General features: G+C 61.8%; 23 protein-coding genes and 2 tRNA genes. 16 read left to right on the forward strand and 9 right to left on the reverse strand.

Translation table 11 applies throughout. The features are described from left to right. Nucleotides 1-19: 19 nt before the first annotated feature. The 8 genes from MK745_RS16780 to cydX all read left to right on the forward strand — a co-directional run bounded on the left by MK745_RS16780 (nucleotide 20) and on the right by cydX (nucleotide 10620). Nucleotides 20-982, forward strand: coding sequence for a TAXI family TRAP transporter solute-binding subunit (locus tag MK745_RS16780; RefSeq protein ID WP_243614379.1), 963 nt, complete (start codon nucleotides 20-22; stop codon nucleotides 980-982). 85 nt (nucleotides 983-1067) lie between these two features. Then, the gene (locus tag MK745_RS16785) at nucleotides 1068-3701 is read left to right on the forward strand and encodes a TRAP transporter permease (protein ID WP_243614380.1); all 2634 of its coding nucleotides are present in this window, start codon (nucleotides 1068-1070) and stop codon (nucleotides 3699-3701) included. 12 nt (nucleotides 3702-3713) lie between these two features. After that, entirely contained in the window at nucleotides 3714-4139 is a 426-nt protein-coding gene (locus tag MK745_RS16790; protein WP_243614381.1) for a universal stress protein, read from the forward strand. A gap of 129 nt (nucleotides 4140-4268) precedes the next feature. Further along, nucleotides 4269-5945: a thiol reductant ABC exporter subunit CydD gene (gene cydD, locus MK745_RS16795; protein WP_243614382.1), complete on the forward strand. Its 1677-nt coding sequence runs from the start codon at nucleotides 4269-4271 to the stop codon at nucleotides 5943-5945. Continuing rightward, on the forward strand, nucleotides 5942-7585 hold the full coding sequence (locus tag MK745_RS16800; protein WP_243614383.1) for an amino acid ABC transporter ATP-binding/permease protein: 1644 nt from the start codon (nucleotides 5942-5944) through the stop codon (nucleotides 7583-7585). The genes cydD and MK745_RS16800 overlap by 4 nt, the downstream gene beginning before the upstream one ends. Nucleotides 7586-7717: 132 nt before the next feature. Further along, on the forward strand, nucleotides 7718-9316 hold the full coding sequence (locus MK745_RS16805; protein WP_243614384.1) for a cytochrome ubiquinol oxidase subunit I: 1599 nt from the start codon (nucleotides 7718-7720) through the stop codon (nucleotides 9314-9316). Nucleotides 9317-9321: 5 nt separating this feature from the next. Further along, nucleotides 9322-10485, forward strand: coding sequence for a cytochrome d ubiquinol oxidase subunit II (gene cydB / locus MK745_RS16810; RefSeq protein ID WP_243614385.1), 1164 nt, complete (start codon nucleotides 9322-9324; stop codon nucleotides 10483-10485). A 15-nt stretch (nucleotides 10486-10500) separates the two neighbouring features. After that, nucleotides 10501-10620: a cytochrome bd-I oxidase subunit CydX gene (cydX, locus tag MK745_RS16815; RefSeq protein ID WP_243614386.1), complete on the forward strand. Its 120-nt coding sequence runs from the start codon at nucleotides 10501-10503 to the stop codon at nucleotides 10618-10620. Nucleotides 10621-10767: 147 nt separating this feature from the next. On the opposite strand, the gene MK745_RS16820 is transcribed toward cydX, so the two are convergent. From MK745_RS16820 to MK745_RS16850, 7 genes are all read right to left on the reverse strand, one after another. Next, nucleotides 10768-10842 (reverse strand) — tRNA-Glu (locus MK745_RS16820). A 52-nt stretch (nucleotides 10843-10894) separates the two neighbouring features. Continuing rightward, nucleotides 10895-10969 (reverse strand) — tRNA-Glu (locus tag MK745_RS16825). 93 nt (nucleotides 10970-11062) lie between these two features. After that, nucleotides 11063-12805: a single-stranded-DNA-specific exonuclease RecJ gene (recJ, locus tag MK745_RS16830; RefSeq protein WP_243614387.1), complete on the reverse strand. Its 1743-nt coding sequence runs from the start codon at nucleotides 12803-12805 to the stop codon at nucleotides 11063-11065. Continuing rightward, nucleotides 12802-13365 (reverse strand): cysteine hydrolase family protein, encoded by a 564-nt coding sequence (locus tag MK745_RS16835; RefSeq protein ID WP_243614388.1) that lies wholly within the window; start codon nucleotides 13363-13365, stop codon nucleotides 12802-12804. Before MK745_RS16835 ends, recJ begins: the two co-directional genes overlap by 4 nt. A 5-nt stretch (nucleotides 13366-13370) precedes the next feature. Next, nucleotides 13371-14333 (reverse strand): class II fructose-bisphosphatase, encoded by a 963-nt coding sequence (gene glpX, locus MK745_RS16840; protein ID WP_243614389.1) that lies wholly within the window; start codon nucleotides 14331-14333, stop codon nucleotides 13371-13373. Nucleotides 14334-14515: 182 nt separating this feature from the next. Beyond that, the gene (locus MK745_RS16845; RefSeq protein ID WP_243614390.1) at nucleotides 14516-15802 is read right to left on the reverse strand and encodes a homoserine dehydrogenase; all 1287 of its coding nucleotides are present in this window, start codon (nucleotides 15800-15802) and stop codon (nucleotides 14516-14518) included. 120 nt (nucleotides 15803-15922) lie between these two features. Continuing rightward, nucleotides 15923-16168 carry a hypothetical protein gene (locus MK745_RS16850; RefSeq protein WP_243614391.1) on the reverse strand — a complete coding sequence of 82 codons (246 nt, stop codon included), beginning with the start codon at nucleotides 16166-16168 and terminating at the stop codon, nucleotides 15923-15925. A gap of 97 nt (nucleotides 16169-16265) precedes the next feature. Between MK745_RS16850 and MK745_RS16855 the strand changes: the two genes are divergently transcribed. After that, nucleotides 16266-16853, forward strand: coding sequence for a TetR/AcrR family transcriptional regulator (locus tag MK745_RS16855; protein WP_243614392.1), 588 nt, complete (start codon nucleotides 16266-16268; stop codon nucleotides 16851-16853). Between the two features lie 21 nt (nucleotides 16854-16874). On the opposite strand, the gene MK745_RS16860 is transcribed toward MK745_RS16855, so the two are convergent. Next, nucleotides 16875-17786 (reverse strand): pirin family protein, encoded by a 912-nt coding sequence (locus MK745_RS16860; RefSeq protein ID WP_243614393.1) that lies wholly within the window; start codon nucleotides 17784-17786, stop codon nucleotides 16875-16877. Nucleotides 17787-18006: 220 nt separating this feature from the next. Here MK745_RS16860 and MK745_RS16865 point away from each other — a divergent pair, with 220 nt between their 5' ends. From MK745_RS16865 to MK745_RS16890, 6 genes are all read left to right on the forward strand, one after another. Then, nucleotides 18007-19638 (forward strand): long-chain fatty acid--CoA ligase, encoded by a 1632-nt coding sequence (locus MK745_RS16865; RefSeq protein ID WP_243614394.1) that lies wholly within the window; start codon nucleotides 18007-18009, stop codon nucleotides 19636-19638. Nucleotides 19639-19753: 115 nt separating this feature from the next. After that, entirely contained in the window at nucleotides 19754-20743 is a 990-nt protein-coding gene (locus tag MK745_RS16870; RefSeq protein ID WP_243614395.1) for an NAD(P)H-dependent flavin oxidoreductase, read from the forward strand. Beyond that, on the forward strand, nucleotides 20740-21408 hold the full coding sequence (locus MK745_RS16875) for a histidine phosphatase family protein (RefSeq protein ID WP_243614396.1): 669 nt from the start codon (nucleotides 20740-20742) through the stop codon (nucleotides 21406-21408). Before MK745_RS16870 ends, MK745_RS16875 begins: the two co-directional genes overlap by 4 nt. A gap of 10 nt (nucleotides 21409-21418) precedes the next feature. Further along, complete coding sequence (locus tag MK745_RS16880) at nucleotides 21419-22444, forward strand: phosphotransferase family protein (protein ID WP_243614397.1); 1026 nt, start codon at nucleotides 21419-21421, stop codon at nucleotides 22442-22444. Then, nucleotides 22437-23222 carry an SDR family NAD(P)-dependent oxidoreductase gene (locus tag MK745_RS16885; RefSeq protein ID WP_243614398.1) on the forward strand — a complete coding sequence of 262 codons (786 nt, stop codon included), beginning with the start codon at nucleotides 22437-22439 and terminating at the stop codon, nucleotides 23220-23222. Before MK745_RS16880 ends, MK745_RS16885 begins: the two co-directional genes overlap by 8 nt. A 24-nt stretch (nucleotides 23223-23246) precedes the next feature. Further along, entirely contained in the window at nucleotides 23247-23660 is a 414-nt protein-coding gene (locus MK745_RS16890) for a PaaI family thioesterase (RefSeq protein WP_243614399.1), read from the forward strand. Here the strand turns inward: MK745_RS16890 and MK745_RS16895 are convergent. Then, a complete protein-coding gene (locus MK745_RS16895; protein WP_243614400.1) occupies nucleotides 23657-25045 on the reverse strand; it encodes an aminotransferase class V-fold PLP-dependent enzyme in 1389 nt (462 codons plus the stop codon). The two genes, MK745_RS16890 and MK745_RS16895, sit on opposite strands and share 4 nt — an antisense overlap. Before the next feature lie 110 nt (nucleotides 25046-25155). Here MK745_RS16895 and MK745_RS16900 point away from each other — a divergent pair, with 110 nt between their 5' ends. Then, complete coding sequence (locus MK745_RS16900) at nucleotides 25156-25623, forward strand: Lrp/AsnC family transcriptional regulator (protein ID WP_243614401.1); 468 nt, start codon at nucleotides 25156-25158, stop codon at nucleotides 25621-25623. Nucleotides 25624-25701 lie beyond the last annotated feature (78 nt).

Raw genomic sequence — 25701 nt, forward strand, 5'->3', positions numbered from 1 at the left:
ATCAACAAGGGAGCTTAAGATGATTTCCAAACTGAAACTGGCAGGTGCGGCACTGGTCGCATCCATGACCTTCTCCACGGCGGCCACCGCTCAGGAGTTCATTTCGATCGGGACCGGCGGTGTGACCGGCGTGTACTACCCGACCGGTGGTGCAATCTGTCGCCTCGTGAACAAGTCGCGCAAAGAGCACGGCATTCGCTGCGCCGTAGAATCGACGGGCGGCTCGGTCTACAACATCAACACCATTAAGGCCGGAGAGCTCGAGTTCGGTGTGGCCCAGTCCGACTGGCAGTACCACGCCTATAACGGCACCTCGAAATTCGCCGACAACCCGTTCCCGGATATCCGCGCGGTGTTCTCCGTGCACCCGGAACCCTTCACGCTTCTGGTGCGCTCCGATAGCGGCATCGAGAACTTCGAAGGCCTGAAGGGCAAGCGCGTCAATGTCGGCAACCCCGGTTCCGGCCAGCGCGCAACCATGGAAGTCGTGATGGACGCTTTCGGCATCGCGATGGACGACTTCGCTCTCGCGACCGAGTATAAAGGCTCGGAAATGGCCAAGCAGCTTTGCGATGGCAACATCGACGCGATGATCTACACCATCGGTCACCCGGCCGCTGCCATCAAAGAAGCCACCACAACCTGTGACGTGACCCTCGTTGACGTGGCCGGTGCACCGATCGAAAAGCTGGTCGCCGACAACCCCTACTACCGTGTCGCAACGATCCCGGGCGGTATGTATGCTGGCAATGATCAGGACACCACGACCTTCGGTGTCGGCGCGACCTTTGTGACCTCGGCCAAAATCTCGGATGATGTGGTCTATGTCGTAGCGAAATCCGTGATGGAGAACATCGACGATTTCCGCAACCTGCACCCGGCGTTCAAGCATCTTGACCCGAACCAGATGGTCAATGACGGTCTCTCCGCACCGCTGCATCCGGGTGCCGAGAAGGCCTACAAGGAGCTTGGTCTCAAGTAAGCTTCTCCTCGGAGACGTATGACAAACGAATGCGCCCCCGCAAAGAAGGGGCGCATTCACGTATCAGTTCAACGGGGACAGACACATGGCACAAGATCATCAGAACGATGGCACCTCCGCCGCAGACGCCATGGTGGCAGAAGCCGATACCGGCGCACGTAATCCAATCGGCATACAGGGGCGGGCGATCATCGCCATCTGCATCCTGTGGTCGCTGTTTCAGCTATATATAGCCTCCAAGGTGCCGGGTGTCGTGGCCCAGCTGACAGGGCTTTCCGATTTCGCCAATGTCGTTGCGCAGGCGCGCTATATCCACCTCGCTTTTGCCATAACGCTGGCGACGCTGGCCTTTCCCCTATTCAAATCCTCGCCGCGTGATCGCATCCCCGCCTATGACTGGGGCCTTCTCATCCTCGGGGTAAGCGCCTGTCTCTACCTCGTTGTTTTCCGCTACCAAATCGCGGATCGCCCCGGCCTCTGGACGAACACTGACGTCATCATGTCCGCGATCGGCATGATCGTCCTTCTCATCAGCGTCTATCGCTCGCTTGGCCTGCCGCTTGTCATCATTGCCTCGGCCTTTGTGATGTTTGCCTTCTTCGGTGGCTATTCTGAATGGGCCCGCAATATCACCAACTATGGCGGCGCGTCGCTGACGAAGGCACTCGGCCACTACTGGATGCAGACCGAAGGGGTCTTCGGCGTCGCGCTCGGCGTTTCGACAACGATGATCTTTCTCTTCGTCCTCTTTGGTGCGCTTCTCGATCGCGCGGGCGGCGGCAACTGGTTCATCAAAGTCGCCATTGCGCTCCTCGGCGCACTGCGTGGAGGGCCGGCCAAGGCCTCGGTCCTATCCTCGATGATGACCGGCATGATCTCCGGCTCGTCCATTGCCAACACTGTGACCACCGGTACGTTCACCATCCCGCTGATGAAACGGATCGGCTTCCCGGCAGAGAAGGCGGGCGCGGTCGAGGTTGCCTCGTCGACCAATGGTCAGCTCACCCCGCCCGTCATGGGCGCGGCGGCCTTCCTCATGGTCGAGTATGTCAACATCCCCTATATCGATGTGGTAAAGCACGCTTTCCTTCCGGCGGTGATCTCCTACATCGCGCTTCTGTATATTGTGCACCTCGAGAGCCTGAAGATGGGCCTCGAAGGCCTCAAGAAGGACGGTCGCAAGATCGGCGTGTTGATGATCCTGATCCTGTTCCTGACGGGGTTCATCTTCCTTGGCGCCGCGACCTACCTGATGGTGTTGGTGCGGATGCTTCTCGGCCCGTTCATGGCGGAAACCGTCTATGCCGCTCTGATCCTGGTGGCGGTGCTCTACGTCTTCCTCGTTGCGGTGGCGGCGCGTTACCCGGATATCGAGGTGGACGATCCGAACGCGCCCGTGCCACAGGCACCGCGCCTGACGCCGACGCTCATCGGTGGGGCATATTACGCGCTGCCAATCTTCATCCTGGTCTGGAACCTCATGGTGCGCACGGAGGAGCTTGAACGCTTGTCGCCCGCGCTTTCGGCCTTCTGGGCGACCGTGTTTATGGTCATCATTGCCCTGACGCACCGCCCGCTGAAAGCCTTCTTCCGCAGTGGCGATATCGGCAGTGAAGCCCGCGCTGGCTGGCAAGACTTTGTGCAGGGTCTCATCATGGGCGCGCGCAACATGATCGGCATCGGCGTCGCGACCGGCGCGGCCGGGATCATCGTCGGCACCATCTCTCTCACCGGCGCGCATCAGGTCATTGGCCAAGTGATCGAGGTGATCTCGGGGGGGAACCTGATGATCCTCTTGATCCTCGTCGCGGTCCTGTCGCTGATCCTCGGGATGGGCTTGCCGACCACGGCGAACTATATCGTGGTCTCTTCTCTGATGGCCCCGGTGATTGTCACTGTTGGCGCACAGGCGGGCCTCGTCGTGCCGCTTATCGCGGTGCATATGTTCGTGTTCTACTTCGGCATCCTAGCGGATGATACGCCCCCTGTGGGCCTCGCCGCCTATGCGGCGGCGGCGATTTCGCGCGGGGACCCGATCAAGACAGGTGTACAGGGCTTTGCCTATGACATCCGCACCGCGCTCCTGCCGTTCCTGTTCATCTTCAACACCGATCTTCTCTTGATCGACGTAGGGCCGCTCAAGGCCGTTGTGGTGTTCTTCGTGGCGCTTCTGGCGATGTTGCTCTTCGCCGCGGCGACACAGGGCTATTTCATTGCCAAGTCGCGCCGCTGGGAAAGCGCAGTGCTCTTGGTCATCGCCTTTACCCTGTTCCGACCGGGCTATTTCCTCGACCAAGTGTCAGAGAAATACATGAGCGCCTCCGGTCCCGCCGCCTTCGAGCTCATCGAGGCGCAAGAGACCGGTAAGGATATCCGCCTCCTGATCGAAGGTCCGGATTTCGACACGGCGAAGGTCCGCCCGACCACCGTCGTCATCCCGGCGTTGTCTGGCGATGCGAGCGGTGCGCTCTCTGCCGAGGGACTCACGGCCTTTGCCGAGGGCGAGGCGCTTCTTCTGGAAGAGCCGTTCCCAGGCACGCCGCATTTCGAGACGCTTGGCACAGAGTATGATTTCTATGGCGACAGCCCGGTGATCATCGCCGAGGTGCAGGTCGAGAACGATCGCTTGCCCAAGGAAATCTTCTTCATCCCGGCCTTGCTGCTCTTGGCCGGTATTGTCCTGATCCAGCGTCGCCGTGCGACCCAGCCGGCCTTTTGAGGAGTGAACGAGATGTTTGACACCATTCTCCTGACCGTCGACCTGAACGACCTCAAGGGCTCGGAACGCCCGGCGCAGGCGGCATTGCGCATGGCCAAGACCGAGGGCGCCACGTTGCACGTTGTCAACGTCGTGCCTGACTTCGGCATGTCTATCGTCGGAAGTTACTTTGACAAATCGCACAACAAGACAATCCTCTCCGACGCGAAAAAGGCGCTCGAGGCATGGGCCGGTGACACGTTCAAGGACATCGGCCCGGTGACGCTACACGTGGATCAGGGCACGATCTATGATCGCGTCTTGAAGGTCGCGCGTGAAGTGGATGCCAAGGCGATCGTGGTCGGTGCGCATAAGTCCCAGCTTCAGGATTATCTGATCGGCCCCAATGCCTCGCGTATTGCACGCCATGCGACCCAATCGGTCTTCGTGGTGCGATAAGAGGTGACGCTCTTCGGTTGACCATGCGGTGCAGGGCGCTTTTGTCGCGGCTGGCCGCTGGTCAAACTGGGAAAAAATCCAGTAAAGCTTGCGGGACCCGAGACGCGAACAAAACCAACGCTAGATCCCATGAGCCGCAACTCGTCTGCAAAATCCGCCGCATTGGCTAGGATTGATCGCGCCGCGCGCCCGGCGCTCAAACGCGCTTCTTACGCGCTGACGTTGGCGGGGGTGCTATGGCCGGTTCAGGCAGGTGCCGCCGCACTTTCCATTCAAGCGTGGGCCCAAGGCAACCCCGATGGACTTCTTTGGGCAGCACTGCTTTTTGTCGCGATCGGTGCCCTGCGCGCGCTCCTTGATCATTGGGCTGGTGGAGTTCTATTTCGCATGGCGGACGGCCTCATCTCGGAAGAGCGTCACGAATTGCTCGCCCGCGAGGCCGGGCGCGCCGAGCAAGCGGCGAGTTCGGCTGCCTTGGCCGCGCTGGCGGCGCAGAAGTTGCCGCTTCTTACGCCATATCTGACGCGCTACTACCCAGCGATGACCCGCGTGAAGGTGGTGCCGGTCGTCCTGCTTGCGCTGACTTTCTACATAAGCTGGGCGGCAGGGCTGGTTCTGCTGGTGGCCGGTCCGCTGATCCCGGTCTTCATGGCCCTGATCGGCATGGCGGCGAAGCAGGCGAGCGAACGCCAGATGGTCGAGATCGGCGCTTTGAACGACCTTCTGATTGACCGCCTCTCGGCGCTCGCCGATATCCGTCTTCTCGATGCGACGAAACAGGCCGAGGATGATTTCGAGGCCCGCGCCGAAGGCCTGCGCCATCGCACCATGGCGGTGCTGCGCGTGGCGTTCCTCTCCTCAACCGTGCTCGAGCTTTTCTCTGCGCTTGGGGTGGCGATGGTCGCCGTCTATGTCGGCTTTTCGCTTCTCGGCGAGATGCAGTTCGGCACGTGGGGCGGTGAACTGACGCTCTATTACGGCATCTTCATCCTGCTGCTCGCGCCCGAATATTTCCAACCCCTACGCGATCTTGCCGCCGCTTGGCATGACCGCGCCGCCGCGCTGGCCGTGGCCGAGGAGATGGACGCGCTCGAAGCCATCGAAAGCGACACCGTGCCGGGGCAGGGCGGCAAAGCTGCGCCGCTGGCAGGTATCGCCACGCTGTCGACCCGCGGCGCAGTGGTCTTACGTGGCGGGCAACCCGTCGCGCTTCCCGAAATTGATCTCGTACAGGGCGAGACCGTGGCTCTCTGCGGCCCAAGCGGTGCTGGCAAGACAAGCTGTCTTCTGGCGCTGGCAGGTCTTGTACCGCTCGCGGAGGGGCGGATTGTCGTTGCGGGCACCGATCTTGACGAGGCCACTGCCGACGCATGGCGCACGCGCCTGACACTCATCCCGCAGGCCGTCCACATGCCCGACATGACCTTGCGCGCCTTCCTCGATCCGGACGCGACCGGGGGTGGCCTCGACACAGCCCTCAAAGCGGCCCATGCGGACGGCATCGTTGCTGCGCTGCCTGACGGGCTCGAAACCCGGCTGGGTGAAACCGGCGCAGGCGTCTCAGGCGGGGAGGCGCGGCGCTTCCTCGTGGCCCGTGCGATCCTGCGTGGGGCCGATGTGGTCCTTGCCGACGAACCAACTGCTGACCTCGACCCCGACACAGCCGCGACCCTGATCGCCAGCCTCAAAGACCTCGCACAGGCGGGCGCAACAGTGCTTGTGGCCTCTCATGATCCCCAAGTCATTGCGGCGATGGATCGACATATCGATATGCCGCCTGCGCAAAAAGGGGAGAGCGGCGCATGAAACTCCTCTGGACCGCCTTTCGTCTGATCTGGTCCGCCGCGCCCGGTGCGATGTGGCGCGGGGCGTTGATGTTTGTCGCCGTGCTGCTCATGGGCGCCGCGCTTCTCGGCCTTTCGGGGTGGTTTATCACCGCAACGGGGCTCGCTGGCATCGCCGGGATCGGTATCGCCTTTGATGTCTTCCGCCCCAGCGCCGGTGTGCGCCTTCTCGCCCTTGGACGGGCCGGCACACGCTATGGCGAACGCCTCCTGACTCATGATGCGACGCTGCGTGCGCTCTCGGCCCTGCGCACGAGCCTCATGCGCCGCCTGTCGCGCCTGTCTCTGCCCGCGATGCAGCGCCTGCGTGGCCCTCTCGCCCTGACGCGGATCACGGCGGATGTGGATGCGCTTGACGGGATCGTGTTGCGCCTGGGCCTGCCGGTTGCTGCCGCGCTCTTGACGCATGCGCTTGTCTTCCTCGTGCTGCGCTGGCTGACAACGCCGGAAATGGCGCTGACGATTGCGCTTGGCTACCTTCTTGGTGGGGGGCTCGTGATGCTGCGCCTTGTGGGGGTGACCTTTGCCCCCTCCCGCGACGCCGAACGTGCCAATCAGACATTGCGGCAAGACACCATCGGCATGATGCGGGGCCGTGCCGATCTCTTCGTCCAAGGACGCCTGCAAACGCACCTTGCCGCCCTGCGCGAAACCGATGACGCGATGCGCGAAGCCATGACTCGCCTCGACCACGTGGACCGCGAAGCAGGTCTCATCCTGTCGCTTCTCGTCACCGTGATCGCAGGCGCGGCGCTGGCGCTTGGTGGTCATCTCGTGGCGACCGAGGCGCTCGATCCCGCTCGCGCGGCGATCGGCTTTTTCGTCGCCCTCGCGCTTGGTGAAACCGTGATGCCCCTGCGCCGCGGTATCGCCGAGATCGGGCGCATCCGCGATGCCGCTGAACGTATCCTCGAACATGACGAGCAAGGCACCGAAGCACCCCGCATTGGTGGCGCAGCACATGGGGCAGGGATCGCCGCCAAGGCGCTCTCATTCCGCCGGGAAGGAGCCTCTGCCGACCTGATCCATGACCTCTCCCTGCGTATCGCCCCCGGCGAGACCGTCGCCCTTGTGGGGCCAAGCGGGTCCGGTAAATCGACGCTCCTTGCCCTTCTGGCCGGGACCGAGCCGGGCTATCGCGGCGAGATCGAGGTGCTTGGTCAGGACCTGCGCGCTTTTGGCGAACGCGAGTTGCGCGCCGTGCTTACCATGGTGCCCCAGAGAAGCGCACTTGTGGGTGGCACGGTGTTTGAAAACCTCGCCCTCGCCAAGCCGGACCTCACCACGCAAGAGGCCGACGCCGTGCTCGAAGCCGTGCAACTTGCCAAGGTTGTCGCCCGGATGGGCGGGCTTGATGGAACGCTTGGCGAAAGCGGGGCAGGGCTTTCCGGAGGCGAAAGTCGCCGCCTCGTCCTTGCCCGCGCCTTGTTGCGCCACCCGGACGTCCTGCTGCTCGACGAGCCGACAGAGGGTCTTGATACCCAGACCGCGGAGAGGGTTCTTGCGGGCATCCGAGCCTGGTTGCCCGAAGCGGCGATCCTCATGGCCTCGCATCGTCGTGCCGAAATCTCGAGTGCCGACAGGGTGTTCCGCCTTTCTTAACGAAAAACATTTATCTTTGATTTATCTTTTGACCTAGATCAAAGGCATTGGCGCCCGACGGGAGTATGCCAACACTGAAAAGGTGAATTATTCACGCACCTTTGTGTTGCAATCTATTGAGGAGCGCTCGTTATGGAGTTGGATCTCGTCGAGCTGTCGCGGCTGCAATTCGCGATGACAGCGATGTATCACTTCCTCTTCGTGCCGCTGACGCTTGGTCTTTCGATCATCGTCGCGATCATGGAGACTGTCTATGTCATGACCAACCGCCCGATCTGGCGGCAGATGACAAAATTCTGGGCAACCCTGTTTGGCATCAACTTCGTGCTGGGCGTGGCGACCGGGATCACCATGGAATTTCAGTTCGGCATGAACTGGTCCTACTACTCCCATTACGTCGGTGACATTTTCGGCGCGCCGCTCGCGGTTGAGGGCCTGATGGCGTTCTTCCTCGAAGCGACTTTCGTGGGCCTGATGTTCTTCGGCTGGGACAAGCTGAGCAATATTGGCCACCTGATCGTGACGTGGCTCGTCGCGATCGGTTCAAACTTCTCGGCGCTCTGGATCCTGATTGCCAACGGCTGGATGCAGAACCCGGTTGGTGCTGAATTCAATCCGCTCTCGATGCGTATGGAGATGACCTCGTTCTTCGACGTGGTGTTCAACGAAGTGGCACAGGCCAAGTTCGTGCACACCGTCTCGGCAGGTTACGTCACGGCGAGCGTCTTCGTTCTCGGTGTCTCGGCTTGGTATCTGCTCAAAGGTCGTCACCTCGAACTTGCTCGTCGGTCCATCGCCGTGGCTGCGTCTTTCGGCCTGATGGCGGCGATTTCGGTGGTCATCCTTGGGGACGAATCCGGTTACTCCGCAACGCACAGCCAAAAGATGAAGCTCGCGGCGATCGAAGGCATGTGGCACACCGAAGTGGCTCCGGCCTCCTTTACCGTCTTCGGTTTCCCCGACGATCTCGCCCGTGAGACCCACTACGCCGTGCATATTCCTGCGGTGATGGGCCTTATCGGCACCCGGTCGCTCACCAAGGAAATCCCCGGCATCGCAGAACTCGTCGAGAACGCCGAGGCGCGAATTCGCACCGGTCTTATCTCTTATGACGCCCTGATGAAGATCCAAGCCCTCAAGGGCGCGCCGATCCCGGAAGACCTTCAGGCGCAGTTCGAAGCGCATAGCGCCGATCTCGGTTTTGCCTTCCTACTCAAACGCTATGTGGACGACCCGCGCGAAGCGACCGAGCATCAGATCGCTCTGGCCTCCAATGACACGGTGCCGACTGTCTGGCCGCTCTTCTGGGCCTTCCGCATTATGGTCGCGCTTGGCTTCGGCTTTATCGGCACGATGCTCTACTTCTTCTACCGGGCCTCGTTCCGCAAGATGGAGTTCCCGCGTCCCGCCCTGCGCCTTGCGGTCATCATGATCCCGGCGCCGTGGATCGCGGCCGAGCTTGGTTGGTTCGTGGCGGAATTCGGGCGTCAGCCTTGGACCGTGGACGGCATCCTGCCCACGGCGCTCTCGGCAAGCCACCTGAGTATCGCGGATCTTCTCATTACGCTCGCGGGCTTTGTCACCTTCTATTCTGTCCTGTTCGTCATCGAGATGAGCCTGATGGTGAAATACATCCGGAAGGGCCCGTATATGGACGTGGAAGAAACCGACGCTTGGACAGCCGCGCATACCGCCCGCCTGTCGGCGGATAACGCAACCCCTGCGGAGTAAGAGACATGATCCTGCATGAACTGATCGATATCGAAATCCTTCGCGTGATCTGGTGGGCGCTGCTGGGTGTCCTGCTGATCGGATTTGCCCTGACCGACGGGTTTGACATGGGCGTTGGTGCGCTGCTGCCCTTTGTCGGCAAGACCGACGTGGAACGCCGCATCGCCATCAACACGATTGGTCCAGTCTGGGAAGGGAACCAAGTGTGGTTCATCCTTGGCGGCGGCGCGATCTTCGCCGCTTGGCCACCGCTCTACGCGGTGAGTTTCTCAGGCTTCTACCTCGCCATGTTCGTCGTCCTCGCGGCGCTGATCCTGCGTCCCGTGGGCTTCAAGTACCGCTCCAAGCGCGATAGCCAATCTTGGCGCAACGGCTGGGATTGGGCGCTCTTCATCGGCGGTGCGGTGCCCGCGCTGATCTTTGGCGTGGCCGTGGGCAATGTCCTGCAAGGCGTGCCCTTCCACCTCACCGACAGCCTGATGCCGATGTATGATGGCACGTTCTACGGCAAGTTCCTTGGCCTCCTGAATCCCTTCGCGCTTCTGGCAGGTGTGGTCTCGCTCTCCATGCTCCTGATGCATGGTGCCGCGTGGCTGAGCCTCAAGGCTGAAGACCCGGTCAAGGGCCGCGCAACGCGCATCGGGACCGTCGCCGGGATCGTCGCCTTCGCGTCTTACGCGTTGGCCGGTGTCTGGCTCGCACTCGGCGTCGATGGCTATAGCTTCGTGAACGCAGCGGTGACCGATGGCCCCGCCAACCCTCTCCATAGCGAGGTGTTCAAGGGCGGATCCTGGATGGCGGCCTATGGCGCGCGACCATGGATCATCGTCGCGCCGATTATGGGCTTTGCCGGGATCGCCATGGCCGTCCTTGGCCTGCGCGCCGGGCGCGAGGTTTCGACGCTTCTATGGTCGAAGCTGGGCATCACGGGCATCATCTCCTCGGTGGGCCTGACAATGTTCCCCTTCATCCTGCCCTCGTCGAAAGACCCCAACAGTTCGTTGACCGTCTGGGACAGCTCCTCGTCGCACCAGACCCTCTTCGTGATGCTCGTGATGACGGCGATCTTTATGCCGCTCATCCTCGCCTATACGGCATGGGTCTACAAAGTGCTCTGGGGCAAGGTCACAGAGGCCGACGTCACCGAAAACTCGCATTCTGTCTATTAAGGAAAGGAACCGAAGATGTGGTATTTTGCCTGGCTCCTGGGCCTTCCGCTCGCCGCGATGTTCGCCGTGTTGAACGCCATGTGGCTCGAGATGCGCGAAGACCAGCGCCTTATGAACGATCAAGACAAGGACTGATCCGTCGCTTTGCGTCCCTTGACGGATTTGGACTGGAAAGGAGGCCGGGAGATCGGCCTCCTTTTCTTTTGGAGACACGGCCCCAAGGCGCAACGCAACAGCCTCAATCCCGAAGCTTACAGCGATAGATCAGATGTTTGGGGGAAGTGGCAGCCCGTAGGGGAATCGAACCCCTCTTTCCAGGTTGAAAACCTGGCGTCCTAACCGATAGACGAACGGGCCACAGGAACGGTTGGTCTTATTCAATCCAACTGTCCGGAGAACATTGCTTCGGTGGCAGCCCGTAGGGGAATCGAACCCCTCTTTCCAGGTTGAAAACCTGGCGTCCTAACCGATAGACGAACGGGCCGTGCCGAAGCGTGAGGCGGTATTTAGGCAATGGGCCTTCTGGGCGCAAGCGGAAATTTGGGACTCGGACGGATTTTTTCCCTGCCCGTGCGGATCATGCAGGCGCCGCGTCTTCAAGCCGGAGTTGCACCGATTGCCGCCCGCCCCAGCTATTGATCTCGATGCGCCCGGCAAGGTGGAACCGCGCCCCGCCATGCGCCATGAGTGCCGGCCCAAGTGCGGTGTCAAACGCACCAAAGGCAATCGCGTCGAGCCGCGTGCCGCTCTCGTCCCCAAAGGTCAGTTTGAGGTGGCTATCGCCGACCCGTTTGGCGAAACGAATCTCCATCGCCGGAAAGACGAAGCGTGGGGCAGGGGCGCCTGCTCCGAAGGGGCCGGCCTTCTCGATATCCTCAACAAGTTCCGGCGTCGCCGCCATCGGCATGAGCATCGCGTCGAGCCGCAAATCCGCCGGACCGGCCGCGCCCGCGCCTTGCTTGTCGAGAAGCTCTGAGAGCCGCGCCATGGCCGGCTCAAGCTGATCACGCATCACTGTGAGGCCCGCCGCCATCTTGTGCCCGCCGCCCTTCACGAGAAGCCCTTCCGCCGCGAGTTTCTGGATCGACGCGCCGAGGTCCACGCCCGAGATCGAACGCCCCGATCCCTTGCCTTCGTCGCCGTCAAAGCCGATCACGATCGCGGGTCGGTTGGTGGCTTCCTTGAGGCGACTCGCCACAATACCGACCACACCTGGATGCCAGCCTTCGCCCGCAGCCCAGACAAGCGGCGCCTCGAGACCCCGTTCCTCGGCCTGAGCCAGCGCTGCGGCACGTACGGCGGCCTCGATCTCGCGTCGCTCGGTGTTAAGCGCGTCGAGACGGTCGGCGATCGCACGGGCTTCCTGTTCGTTGTCCGTCGCAAGCAGGCGCGCGCCAAGATCGGCCTTGCCGATCCGTCCGCCTGCGTTGACCCGTGGGCCAAGGAGGAAGCCGAGGTGATAGCTATTGGGTGCCGAATCCATGCGCGACACGTCGCCAAGGGCGACAAGCCCCGGACGATCCCGCCGCGCCATGACCTTGAGGCCCTGCCGCACCAACGCGCGGTTCATGCCGATCAGCGGCGCGACGTCCGCAACCGTGGCAAGCGCCACGAGGTCAAGGAGCCCCATAAGGTCCGGCCCGCGCACATCGGCCTCGCGCAAGCTCCGGTTCGCCTCTACCAGCATCAAAAACACGACTCCCGCCGCACAGAGATGCGCCAGCGCACCATCCTCGTCCTGTCGGTTCGGGTTCACCACTGCACAGGCGGGCGGCAGCGTCTCGCCGCCGAGGTGGTGGTCGAGAACGATCACATCCGCGCCCTCTGCGGCGGCAATCGGCTCGTGGCTAAGGGTGCCGCAGTCCACACAGATGATCAGGTCGTGATCGCGTGCCAAGTTCTGCATCGCGGGCACGTTTGGGCCATACCCCTCGTCGATCCGGTCGGGAATATAGAGCGTCGCCTCGCGTCCCATCGACCGGAGCCACACAATCAAGAGCGCGGCTGACGACCCGCCATCCACGTCATAATCCGCAAAAACGGCAATCCGTTCGCGCGCCTTCACGGCCCGAAGGAACCGTTCCGTTGCTACCTCCATATCGCGCAGGCTGCGCGGATCGGGCAGGAGGTCGGCGAGCTTCGGGTCAAGGAACGCGTCCGCCTCTGCCGCTTCGACCCCTCGCCGCGCCAAGACCGCGCAGAGCGCCGGGGGCAAGGGGGTCGCTTGCTGCAGCGCTTCTGCTGCGCGGCTGACCTCGACGGAGGGGCCAACCCAGCGCCGCCCGGTTATGGAAGCGGAGACGTCAAGGAAATCGCTCATGCCAGCGCCTCAAGGATCGCATCGGTAGACATTGCACGGCAAAACTCGCCATGCAGTATCGAGACCTCCATGATGTGAATATCGTCGGCGCTCATGCGCGGCAGGCCCTCGGCCCAGTCATATGCGGCATGGGTCTCGAACGCCGCGCAGGCGTCATGGGCCAGCCATGTCTCAAAGCCAAGATTGGCCGCCATGCGCACCGAGGTCGAAATGCATTGCGGCGTCGAAAGCCCTGCGACCACGACGCCGTCCACGCCCGCAGCGCGCAGATCCGCTTCAAGTGTCGTTCCGATAAAGGCCGAGTTGGTGTCTTTGGCATAAACAGGCTCACCCTCGCGCGGGGCGACGACGGATTTGATCGCAGTGCCGCCATTGTCTGGATGAAGCGGTGAAGCGGGGCGCTTGGAAAAGTGATGCACGTGAAAGAGCGGCGCACCAGAGTCGCGAAACGCGGCGAGGAGCCGCGCCGCGTTGTCTTCTGCGTCTGGGTTGTTGCGCGCACCCCAGAGGGGACTGTCCATCCCCTCTTGGATATCAATGAGCAAGAGCGCGCGCGACATGAGGCTTAGGCCGGGGTGCGGTATTGCATCCGGCGCACGGACCCCGTCTTGGAGCGCATGATGAGTGTCTCGGTGGTGAACCAACCCGGCTCACGTTTGATACCGTTCACCAGCGACCCATTGGTGACGCCGGTTGCGGCAAAGATCACGTCCTGCGTGACCATCTCGTCGCGGCTATAGACACGGTCGAGATCGGTGATGCCTGCCTTGGCCGCGCGGCCTTTCTCGTCGTCATTGCGGAACAAGAGCTTGCCCCAGATCTGGCCGCCCATGCATTTGAGCGCGGACGCGGCGAGAACACCCTCCGGCGCGCCGCCTTCGCCCATGTACATGTCGATCCCGGTGATCTCGGCCTCGGCGCAATGCATCACGCCGGCCACGTCGCCATCGGTGATGAGACGGATCGCGGCACCCGTTTCACGGACTTCGTCAATCATGTCTTGGTGGCGCGGGCGTTCAAGGATGCAGACGGTGATGTCCGACATATCGCAGCCCTTGGCCTTGGCCAGCGCCGCAACACGCTCCTTCGGGCTCATGTCGAGGGACACCACGTCTTTTTCATAACCCGGCCCAATGGCAAGCTTTTCCATATAGACGTCCGGCGCATGCAGCATCGAGCCGCGCGGCCCCATCGCGATCACGGTAAGCGCGTTCGGCATGTCCTTGGCGGTCAGCGTCGTGCCCTCAAGCGGGTCGAGCGCGATATCAACGCCGGGACCATTTCCGGTGCCGACTTCTTCACCGATATAAAGCATCGGCGCTTCGTCGCGTTCGCCTTCACCGATCACGACCACACCCGCAATGTCGAGCAGGTTGAGCTGGTCGCGCATGGCGTTGACGGCGGCCTGGTCGGCGGCTTTCTCGTCGCCGCGGCCCACGAGGCGCGCAGACGCGATGGCGGCTTGTTCCGCGACGCGGGCAAGACCGAGCGAGAGCATACGGTCGTGAAATTCAGCTTGGGAGGTCATGAAAACTGTCCTTGGATTGAGGCTTTAACAATGGGGTTTAGACTCAGTGAACCCCACAGACAAGCATCGAAGCCCACTTGGCGGCGCCCGTGAGCGGTATCATTGTCATGATTTGCGGCGGGGGAGCGGTCCGCTTCCCCGTGTCGGTCAGATCATGGTTCTCGCGGACGCGAAACGACGCCTTAGACAGATTCGATCCGCAGGGCGACAGGTTCCCCCGCCATCACATCCGTATCCTTCATCGCCTCAATCGCGCTGTCGAGCGCCGCGCGCTGCGTCTTATGCGTCACGATCAGAACCGGAGCGTTCTCGTCATTGTGGCGGGTCTGGCGCATGCGGTCGATGCTGATGCCATGATCTCCGAGAACTGTGGCGATCTTGGCAAGCGCACCGGGGCGATCTTTGAGCGTCAGGCGCAGGTAATACGGTGCAGGCGAGTTGGATTTTGCCGATTTCGCATCCTGAAGGCCGCTCGCGGGAGCACCGAAAGTCGGGACACGAATGCCTCGCGCAATGTCACACACATCGCCCATGACCGCGCTTGCCGTCGGGCCTTCGCCCGCGCCGGGACCGCGCAGTACGATCTGTTCCACGGCATCGCCTTCGACAACAACCATGTTGGTGCCACCCTTCAATTGGCCAAGCGGGCTGTCCGCCGGAACGAGGCAGGGCGACATGCGTTGTTCAAGACCGCGCCCCGTCATCTGCGTCACCCCAAGAAGCTTGATCCGGTAGCCTAGATCTTCTGCCTGTTGGATATCCTCGATTGAGATCCGCTGAATGCCCTCAAGTTCGACGCCACCAAAGTCGACCTTGGTGCCAAAGGCGATCGAGGAGAGAAGCGCGAGCTTGTGGCCCGCATCGATCCCCCCCACATCAAGTTCGGGGTCTGCTTCGAGATAGCCGAGCGCATCGGCTTCGGCAAAGACCTCATCATAGGGAAGGCCCGCATCCTGCATCCGCGTCAGGATATAGTTGCAGGTGCCATTCATCACACCCATCACCCGGGTGATGTCATTCCCGGCAAGCCCCTCAAGCATCGCCTTGATGATCGGGATGCCGCCCGCGACGGCAGCTTCAAACCGGATCACACGACCCGCGGCCTCGGCGGCAAGCGCAAGATCCTGACCGTGCATTGCGAGCATCGCCTTATTCGCAGTGACAACGTCCTTACCGGCTGCGATGGCGGCTTCGGTCGCGGCCTTCGCCGGTCCGTCCGATCCGCCCATGAGTTCGACAAACACATCTACATCGTCGCGCGTCGCGAGCTTTACGGGATCGTCTTCCCAGTCATAGTTGGAAAGACTCACGCCGCGATCCTTATCGCGGGTGCGGGCGGAGACGGCTGTGATGACCACCGGGCGTCCTGTGCGTTCGGCCAGAAGGTTCGCCTTCTGACGCACGATTTTCACGACACCGATACCAACGGTGCCCAATCCGGCAATGCCGAGACGCAGGGGAGCGGACATCGCATTCTCCTTTGCAAACGCTTTTCTCAGGCCGTGTAGCGCCTTCCTTCGCACGGTGCAACGCGGCTTGTCGCCAAGCATTGCGCAGGACGCGTCTTCACGGGCTCACTTGCCTGTGAATTACTCGATTGGTGTGTTGCTGAGATCCGCCGCGCGTCGCTTCAGTCGGTTCACCCGACCTTGCAGCGACGCTTCGCTGGTTTCGTCGAGTCGTGGAGGTTCTTGATCAAGCACGTCTTCGACCGGAACAAGTGTCGGATAAGGCGCATCTGCAAGCGCCGGGTCCGTGGCACCTTCCACTTCTGGAAATTGCGCGCAACCTGCGGCGAGGATCATCGAAAAAGAGAAAACAAAGGCAGGTCGCATGGCATCGGCTCATTCAGTATGCCTTGTTTCTGCCCGAGCGCGGCCCAAAGGGCAAGCAGGGCTTTCAAATGAACATGTGTTCAGTTAATCTCACGTCATGGCAAGAACCGCTGGATCACATTCCGATATCACTGGCCCGCGCGTGCGAGAGGCGGCCCTTTCGCTCTTTGCGCGCCACGGCTTTGCCGCGGTTTCCATGCGCCAGATCGCCCGCGAGGTCGGGGTTCAGGCCGGGGCGCTCTACAATTACACGCCTGATAAACAAAGTCTGCTCTTCGATTTGATGCGCGGCCACATGGAAGACCTGCTCGACGCGCGTGCCGCCGTGGACGAGGGTGGATCGGCGCTTGCGCGGCTCGAAGCCTTTACTCGCTTTCACATCCGGTTCCACTCCGAACGCCTCGATGAGGTCTTTATCGCCTATATGGAGCTGCGCAATCTCACGCCCGAGAACTTCGCCGAGATCGAATCCCTGCGTCGCCGTTATGAGGACGAACTGGAAAATATCCTCAACGACGGTGTCGCCTCAGGCGCTTTCGCCATCTCGGATACAAAGATCGCGACTCTGGCGGTGATTGCTATGCTGACTGGGGTCAATACTTGGTTCCGCGAAGGCGGGCGCCTGTCGTTGGTTGAGGTGGAACGAATCTATTGGGATATGGTGCGCAAGGCCGTCGCGGCCTGACGCACCGTTTTTTCTTTGAGACTACGGCGCTTCCTTGATGAAGGTGCCGTTCTGCAGATCGCGAAACGCCTGACGTAGTTCGTCTTTTGTGTTCATCACGATCGGCCCATGCCAGGCCACAGGCTCTCGGATCGGCGCGCCTGAGATCAGGAGAAAGCGAATTCCCCGTGGCCCCGCCTGCACCGTGACCTCATCGCCCGTACCAAAGCGGATCAGCGTCCGGTCGCCGGACATGTCACGGATATGCACCTCTTCGCCCGCAACCTCCTTTTCAAGAAGGACACCCGTCGGCTTGGACGCATCCGCAAAGGCGCCTTCGCCTTCAAAGATATAGGCAAACGCCTTACGATAAGTGTCGACCGGGAAGGTCTTCTTGACGCCCGCCGGGATCGTGATGTCGAGGTAAAGCGGTTCTGCCGCGATGCCGTCGACCGGCCCCGTCTGGCCCCAGAAACTGCCGACAATGACCCGCACCTGCGTGCCGTCGTCTTCCATGATAACCGGGATTTCTCCCGATCCGACGTCCTGATAGCGCGGCGTCGTCATCTTCAGGTCGCGCGGCAGATTCGCCCAAAGCTGAAAGCCGTGGTTGCCGCCCGTCATGTCCGGCTGTGGCATTTCCTGATGCAGGATGCCCGACCCGGCCGTCATCCACTGCACATCCCCCGCACCGAGCGTGCCGCTGTTGCCAAGGCTGTCCTGATGGGTGACCGAGCCGGAGATCACATAGGTGATCGTCTCGATCCCGCGGTGCGGATGCCACGGAAACCCCCGCATGAACTTTTCGGGGTCTTCATTGCGGAAATGGTCCATCATCAGGAACGGATCGAGCTCTTCAGGGTCCGTGAACCCGAAAGCCCGGTGAAGATGCACCCCGGCGCCTTCCATCGTCGGCACCGCTTGTCTTTGTTCGAGAACCGGCCTGATCGACATCACGTGTCTCCTTTCATGGACGTCTGTTCGCTGATACCAATCTAAGCCGTTCTGAGCCGACGCCAATGGGGGGATCTGTGTCGCCCTGAACGGCGACTGTGCGGCGATGAACGGTTTCGACGCCACGGCAAATACAAAACCCCCTTGGAGTCCCATTGCTTACGCGTTTAACGTGCCCGAACCAAATTTCACCAACATCATCGGCAGGGGAGGGCCGTTCATGCTGGGTTCCATGATGATGCGTCCGTTGAAAATCGCGGACATCCTGACATATGCCGCCGAAGTGCACCCAACCGGAGAGATCGTCTCCGTGCGCACCGAGGGCGACATCCACAAGACGACGTATGCAGAAACCCTTGGCCGCGTGTCGCAACTCTCGCACGCCCTCGAGGCGCTTGGCATCGAGATCGGGGACCGGGTCGCGACGCTGGCGTGGAACGGCTATCGCCATTTCGAGCTCTACTACGCGATCTCCGGCATCGGCGCGATCTGCCACACGATCAACCCTCGCCTCTCGGCCGAACAGATGACCTATATCGTCAATCACGCCGAAGATCGGGTGCTCTTTGTCGACACCACCTTCGTGCCGATTGTCGAAGCACAGCGCCACGACTGGCCCGCCGATCTCAAAATCGTGGTGATGACCGACCGCGCCCACATGCCGGCTGGGGACTACCTCTGCTACGAAGACCTGCTCGAGGGGCAGCCCGACGCCCGTGATTGGCCGGACCTGCCCGAGGAAACGGCCTCTGGTCTCTGCTACACCTCTGGCACCACGGGCAATCCCAAAGGCACGCTCTACACCCAGCGCTCGACTGTGCTGCATGCCATGATGGTGGGCCTGTCCTTGCCCAAGGCGTTGCAACCGGGCAAGCGCATCCTGCCGGTGGTGCCTTTGTTCCACGTCAACGCATGGGGCCTCCCCTACACGGCCCCCCTGACCGGGGCCTCGCTGGTGTTCCCCGGCGGCGCGTTGGACGGCGAAAGCCTGTTCCGCCTCATGGACAGCGAAGAGGTCTTCTCCGCCTGGGGCGTGCCAACCGTTTGGCTTGGGCTGCAGGGTGAGATCGACAAGCAAGGACGCCTGCCAAAAGGCTTCGAAGATGTGGTCATCGGCGGCTCTGCCGCCCCGACGAGCATGATCCGCTACTTCGAAGAACGAGACGTCAATGTCTGCCACGCCTGGGGCATGACCGAGATGAGCCCGATTGGCACGCAAGGCAACCTGCCGCCACATCTGGCGCATCTGCCGATGGACGAACGCATCGCCCAAAAAAGCGGACAAGGGCGGCGTGTCTTCGGGGTGGATCTCAAAATCTCTGATGAAGACGGCAATCGCCTGCCGCATGATGGCAAGGCCACGGGCGAATTGTTCGTGCGCGGCAATACGATCACGGCCGGCTATTACAACAATGACGCGGCCAATAAGGACGCCTTTGACGGCGATGGTTGGTTCGGAACCGGTGACGTGGCCGCAATCGACGAACATGGCTTCCTGACCATCACTGACCGTGCCAAGGACTTGATCAAGTCTGGCGGCGAATGGATCAGCTCGCTTGACCTCGAGAACGTGGTTATGGCGCATCCCAAGGTGGCAAATTGCGCGGTGATCGCCGTGCCCCATCCGAAATGGGATGAGCGCCCGCTTCTGGTCGTGGTGCCGGGGAGCGATGGCAAACCGCCGATCGCCGAGATGATGGATATGCTGGGCGAGCATTTCGCCAAATGGCAGTTGCCCGATGGCGTGGTGTTCGTTGAGGAACTGCCGCTGACAGCAACCGGCAAGGTATCCAAGCTGACCCTGCGCCGCATGTATGGCGAGAATCAACTGCCTGCGCCGGAGACGGAATAACGACGCGTTACTTCGCTTGTTTCCCAATGTGACGCAGGGTTCTTCGCTCCGCCGGGGGCTTGCGTTGATTGGGGCAGATTATACCGTTGCTTGAAACGTGCATGAGGAGGAGCGCATGTCCAAAGACCATCATTTGCCCAAGGCCCTGCAAGGGCTTCGGATTCCCGCCGTGGCGTCGCCGATGTTCATCGTTTCCACCCCGGCGCTGGTCATCGCCCAATGCAAGGCCGGCATCGTTGGCAGTTTCCCGGCCCTGAACGCCCGCGAAGGCGAGGGCGAGTCGCCGCTTCTCGAAGCATGGCTCAAGGAAATTAACGAAGAGCTGGACCGCCATAATCAGGCGAATCCCGACACGCCTGCGGCGCCGTTTGCCGTGAACCAGATCGTGCACCGCTCCAATACCCGACTGGATCGCGATCTCGAGATTTGCGCCCGCTGGAAAGTTCCGATCTGGATTACCTCGCTCGGTGCGCGTGTTGAGGTCAATGAGGCCGCCCATAGCTGTGGTGGCATTGCGCTGCACGACATCATCAACAACACCTTCGCCAAAAAAGCGATTGAGAAAGGCGCCGACGGTCTGATCGCCGTGGCCGCAGGGGCAGGTGGCCACGCAGGGCCACAATCGCCCTTTGCCCTCGTGCGCGAAATCCGTGAATGGTTCGAGGGTCCGCTTCTTCTTTCCGGTTCCATCGCAACGGGCGACGCGCTCCTCGCAGCACAGGCGATGGGGGCTGATCTTGGCTATATTGGCACGCCCTTTATCGCCACGGATGAGGCCAACGCCGTGCAGGGCTACAAGGACATGATCGTCGAGAGCAGTGCCGAAGATATCGTCTATTCCTCGCTCTTCACCGGCGTCTGGGGCAACTACCTCAAAGGCTCTATCAGCAACGCTGGCATGGACCCCGATAACCTGCCGCTTGGTGATGTGGCCGATATGAGCTTTGGCAGCGACCGTGAGAAGCCAAAGGCATGGAAACATATCTGGGGATCGGGGCAGGGCATCGGCGCGGTCAAATCTGTTGGCCCGGCGGCCGATCTCGTCGCCCGGATTGAACGCGAATACCACGCCGCCTTTGATCGCCTGAAAGACCGCATGTCATGAGCATGGTCTTTCATCTTGTCCGCCACGCCCAAGCCTCTTTCGGGGCAGCGGACTACGACAACCTCTCTCCCCTCGGTCACCGCCAGTCCGAAGCGCTGGGCGCAGCTATGGCGCGGCAAGGTGTCGTGCCTGACGCGGTCTTCATCGGCGCGCAGAAGCGCCATCGCCAGACTTGGGAGGGCATGGCCAAAGGGATGGGCTGTGACCTCGAGCCTGTGATCCTGCCGGGGTTCAACGAGTTTGACTTCAAAGGCCTGCTCGACGCGCGTTTTGCAGAAGAGCCTGCGCCAGAGGGAATCCATAGCGACCGGCGCACGCATTTTCGCAAACTCCGCGAAACGGTCCTCATGTGGCAGCGGGACGAGATCACCAACCCGCCCGAGCGTTTCGCCGATTTCGCCGCCCGCGTCCGCGATGCCCGCGATATTGTCGCTGCGAGCGGGGCGAAGACCCCGGTGGCTGTTTCTTCCGGTGGTGCCATCGGCCAGAGCGTCGCGTCGGTCATGGGCGCCCCCGCCGACCAGATGATCGCCCTGCAACTTCAGGTCAAGAACTGCGCTGTGGCACGGTTCGTGATCGCCTCGACCGGCACATGGTTGCACGGGTTCAACGAGACCCCCCATATCAACGCCGACAACGCGGCGGAAATGCTCACCTATAGCTGAGGAGACCCGCATGGCCACGAACACACTCGACACCAAAGCCGTCGCGGCATGGCTCACCGATCATCTTGATGGGTTTGAAGGCCCCATCGAGGCCGAGAAATTCCCCGGCGGCCAGTCCAATCCGACCTTCCTCCTCAAGACACCTGCGCGTGACTATGTGCTACGCCGCAAACCGCCCGGAACGCTCCTCAAATCCGCCCACGCGGTAGATCGTGAATTCCGCGTTCAGACTGCGCTTGCCGACACCGACGTGCCGGTCGCCAAGATGCATGTGCTGTGCGACGACGATGATGTGATCGGCTCGATGTTCTACGTCATGGACCGGGTCAATGGCCGCAATTTCGACGACCCGCGCCTGCCGGACCTGACCAACGCCGAGCGCAGCGCCGTTTTCGACCAGATGAACACCGTCCTCGCCGCGATCCATACGGTCGACATCGACGTTGTGGGCCTTTCCGACTATGGCCCCGAAGGCAACTATTTCGAACGTCAGGTCGGCCGCTGGACCAAGCAATACCGCGCCTCCGAGACCGAGACCGTGGCGGATATGGACGCCCTGATCGACTGGCTCGCCGCGAACATGCCCGAGGATGATGGCAAACGGACGCTGGTGCATGGCGACTATCGCCTCGACAACCTCCTATTCGCCAAAGATAGCACTGACTGCATCGCGGTTCTGGATTGGGAGTTGTCAACCATCGGCCACCCCTACGCCGACCTCGCCGCGGTCATCATGCAATGGCAAATGCCGCCCGGTGGCTCGGGGAGGGGCTTGCAGGGCGTGGATCGCGCCGCGCTCGGTATTCCTTCGGATCAGGCCTTCATCGAGGCCTATTGCCGCCGCACCGGAACGCCCGGCATCGAAGGGTTCAACTTCTACCTCGCCTTCTGTTTCTTCCGCATGGCCGCGATCATCCAAGGCGTCCTGAAGCGCGCTCTGGACGGCAACGCCTCGAACCCCGAACGCGGGCGCAAGATGGGGGAATATGTCCCGCTTTTCGCCAGGGCCGGTTTGGAGGCGGCCAAGAATGGATAAACGCTACAAGGATCAGGTGGTCATGATCACCGGCGCCGCAAGCGGTTTCGGCAAGCGCGCCGCCGAGATGTTCGCCGCCGAGGGCGCACGCCTCGCGCTCTCCGATATTTCCGCCGAAGCGCTCGAGGCCCATGCCGAAACCCTGCGCGCCAAAGGCGCCGAGGTCATTGCGGACGCCTTCGACGTCTCCGAAGAGGCTCCGCTCAAGGCCCATATCGCCCGTATTTCCGAGACCTATGGCCGCCTCGACGTGGCGATCAACAACGCCGGGATGGGCCATGAGCCCGCCCCGCTCCATATGCTCACCGCCGAGGATTTCGACCGCAACACCGCCGTCAACGCCCGAGGCGTGTTCCTCGGTATGAAATACCAGATCCCGCTCATGCGCGCGGCGGGCCAGGGGGCGATCCTCAATGTCGCCTCTGCGGCGGGTCTCGTCGGCTCTGGCAACCTCTCGGCCTACTCGGCGGCGAAACATGCGGTGGTTGGCCTCACGCGTGCCGCCGCCGATGAGAACGCGCGCAAGAATATCCGCGTCAACGCGCTTTGCCCGTCCTTCGCCTCTACGCCGCTTGTCGATGACATGACGAACATGGTCAGCGCCCGCACCGGCCTCGACACTGAAGGCGCCGCGCGCCAGATCACAGCCCGTATCCCGATGGGCCGCATGGCAAGCACGGACGAGATCGTGCAGGCCATGCTCTGGATCTGTTCGCCGGAAAACACTTTCATGACCGGACAGGCCGTGGCACTGGATGGTGGCCTGACTGCCGTCTGACGCCTGCCAATTGGAGAGACCCGCATGACACCGCTTGATCCCGCCCTCGACGAAAGCCCCTATCCGCTGCAAAAGCATCTTGGCTTTCGCCTGACACATTGGAGCGAGGATTTCGCCCGGATCGAGCTACCGATTGAGCATTACCTCGGCAATCGCGCCGGCCTGCCACATGGCGGGATTTATGCGACGCTTCTCGATACGGTGATGGGCTACTCGGGCTGTTTTACCGGTGATCCCGATCACAAACGCCTTGCCCTGACCCTTTCGATGACGGTGAACTTTCTGTCACGCCCCAAGGGGCACGTCCTCATTGCTGAAGGGCGCAAGGTCGGCGGCGGTGCTTCGACCTTCTTTGCCGAGGCGACCGTGCTTGATGAAACGGACGAGTTGATCGCGCGCGGCTCTGGCGCGTTCAAGTATCGCAAGACGACGCTTTAGGCCGCTCTCTCCCGCGCCTCCGATACGAGGGTGGCCACGGCGCCAAGGATCGTGTCGACCGTATCGTCCTCCATCAACACGCTGAGGTTCAGGCGGACAAAGCCCGGCTTATGACTCTCGTCGCCCGCGAGGATTTCTGCGCGCAGAGCGTCCGATTGCGCGTCCCCGATCTGCAAGAGACGATGCACATAGGGCCCTGCACAGGCACAGCCGCCGCGCGCCTGAATGCCGAATTGCTCTGAAAGCGCGCGGGTAAAGACGCGGTGATCCATCGCCCGTCCCTCCGCATCGCGCGGCACGAAAGAGAAGAAAGGAAGGCGCTCGGTTCTCTCGGGCGCAAGGATGTCGATTCCCGGCACATCGCGCCACGCCTCGAAAGCGTGCTGTGTCAGCACCCTGTTGCGCTCCCCGATCCGGTCCTGCCCGATCACCTCCTTCACAATCATCGCAAGCGCTGCGCGAATGTCTCCAATGACATTCGGCGTGCCACCTTCCTCGCGCTCCTCGAGCCGCGTGTGATAGTCGTGCCGGTAAGCGTTGACGAAGGTCACTGTGCCGCCGCCCGGACGGCTGGGCCGTGTGGTCTCGACGGTGTCGCGGCGCAGGATCAAGACGCCGCTCGCGCCAGGGCCGCCCATGAACTTATGCGGAGAAAGTGCGAGTGCGTCCGCCTTGCCAATGGCAATGGGCAGGTAGGGACCGCCGCCCGCGTAGTCCCAGACCATCTTGGCCCCATGCGCTTTGACCAGAGCCGTAACGCGCGCGACGTCGGTGCAGACGCCGGTGACATTCGAGGCCGCCGAGAAGGCCGCAATCGTAAGATCCGCCGGAGTCCTGAGCGCGGTCTCGAGCGCCGTCATATCCGGCCCGCCTTCTGCCGCTTCCGCGACCTCGACAACCTCCGCCCCGCTTTCACGCCACGGCAGCAGGTTGGAGTGATGTTCATATGGCCCGACGATCACCCGCACCTTTTCGCCGCGCGCCAAGGCCGCGCCGATGCCGAAGAGATGCACGAGTTGGTTCAATGCCGCCGTCGCGCCAGACCCCGAGAAGATCACCGCGTGTTCTTCAAGTGTCGCGCCACAATGCGCCGCGATGACTGCGCGCGCCTCTTCGCGCATCTGCGTCATGACCGCGCCGCAATAGCTGTCTTCGGTGTGGCTGTTGGCGTAGAAGGGCAGCACTTCCTCTGCGATGAAATCCTCCACCTGCCGAAGCGCCCGCCCTGACGCGATGTAATCCGCGTAGATCAACGGCTTCGGCCCTGTCGGTGTCGGGATCATCATCCCCTTGCCGATCTGCCCCTCCCGCAGCGCCGCAACCGGGTCAGGGGACGCACAGAGACCGGCTTTGAAACGGGCGAGGGGAGAGGGCAGATCGAACATGAGATACCTTTGGGTCTTGATGATGTTCTGCCGAGATTAGTCCCGAAAAGATGCAAAACTGATGCCGATGTTTTTGGCTTTTTCCAAAATATTGTGTCATATGATCTTATATGGATGAAAAACTCGATCAAATTGACCGCCGCATTCTCGACCTTGCCCAACGCGACGGTGCGCTGTCGCAACGCGAGATGGCCGAGCGCATCGGCCTGTCCCAAAACGCCCTTTGGCGGAGGTTGCATCGGCTTGAGGAGACGGGCCTTCTTCTCGGCGCGCGCCGCCGGGTCGATGCGGAGCGCCTTGGCCTCGATCTGACGGTCTTCGTCATGGTCCGCACCCGCAACCATTCCGACGACTGGATCGAGGCCTTCCGCGCCCATGTCGCCCGCATCCCCGAAGTGGCCGAGATGCACCGGATCGGCGGCGACTGGGACTATATGCTCAAGGTCGTCACCCGCGGCATGTCCGGGTATGACAGCGTCTACAAGCGCCTTACCAAGGGGATCGAACTTGAAACCGTCACCGGCTTCTTCTCGATGGAAACCATGCTCGAGGACCGCCCCCTCGACGTGTTTGGCTAGGCCCTGTCACAAAACATTCACCGCCAAGAGCCACATATGGGCTTGAGAATCGGACAACATATCAATAATTCCTGAAAT

Source organism: Shimia aestuarii (assembly GCF_022814865.1).
GTDB lineage: Bacteria > Pseudomonadota > Alphaproteobacteria > Rhodobacterales > Rhodobacteraceae > Shimia > Shimia aestuarii_A.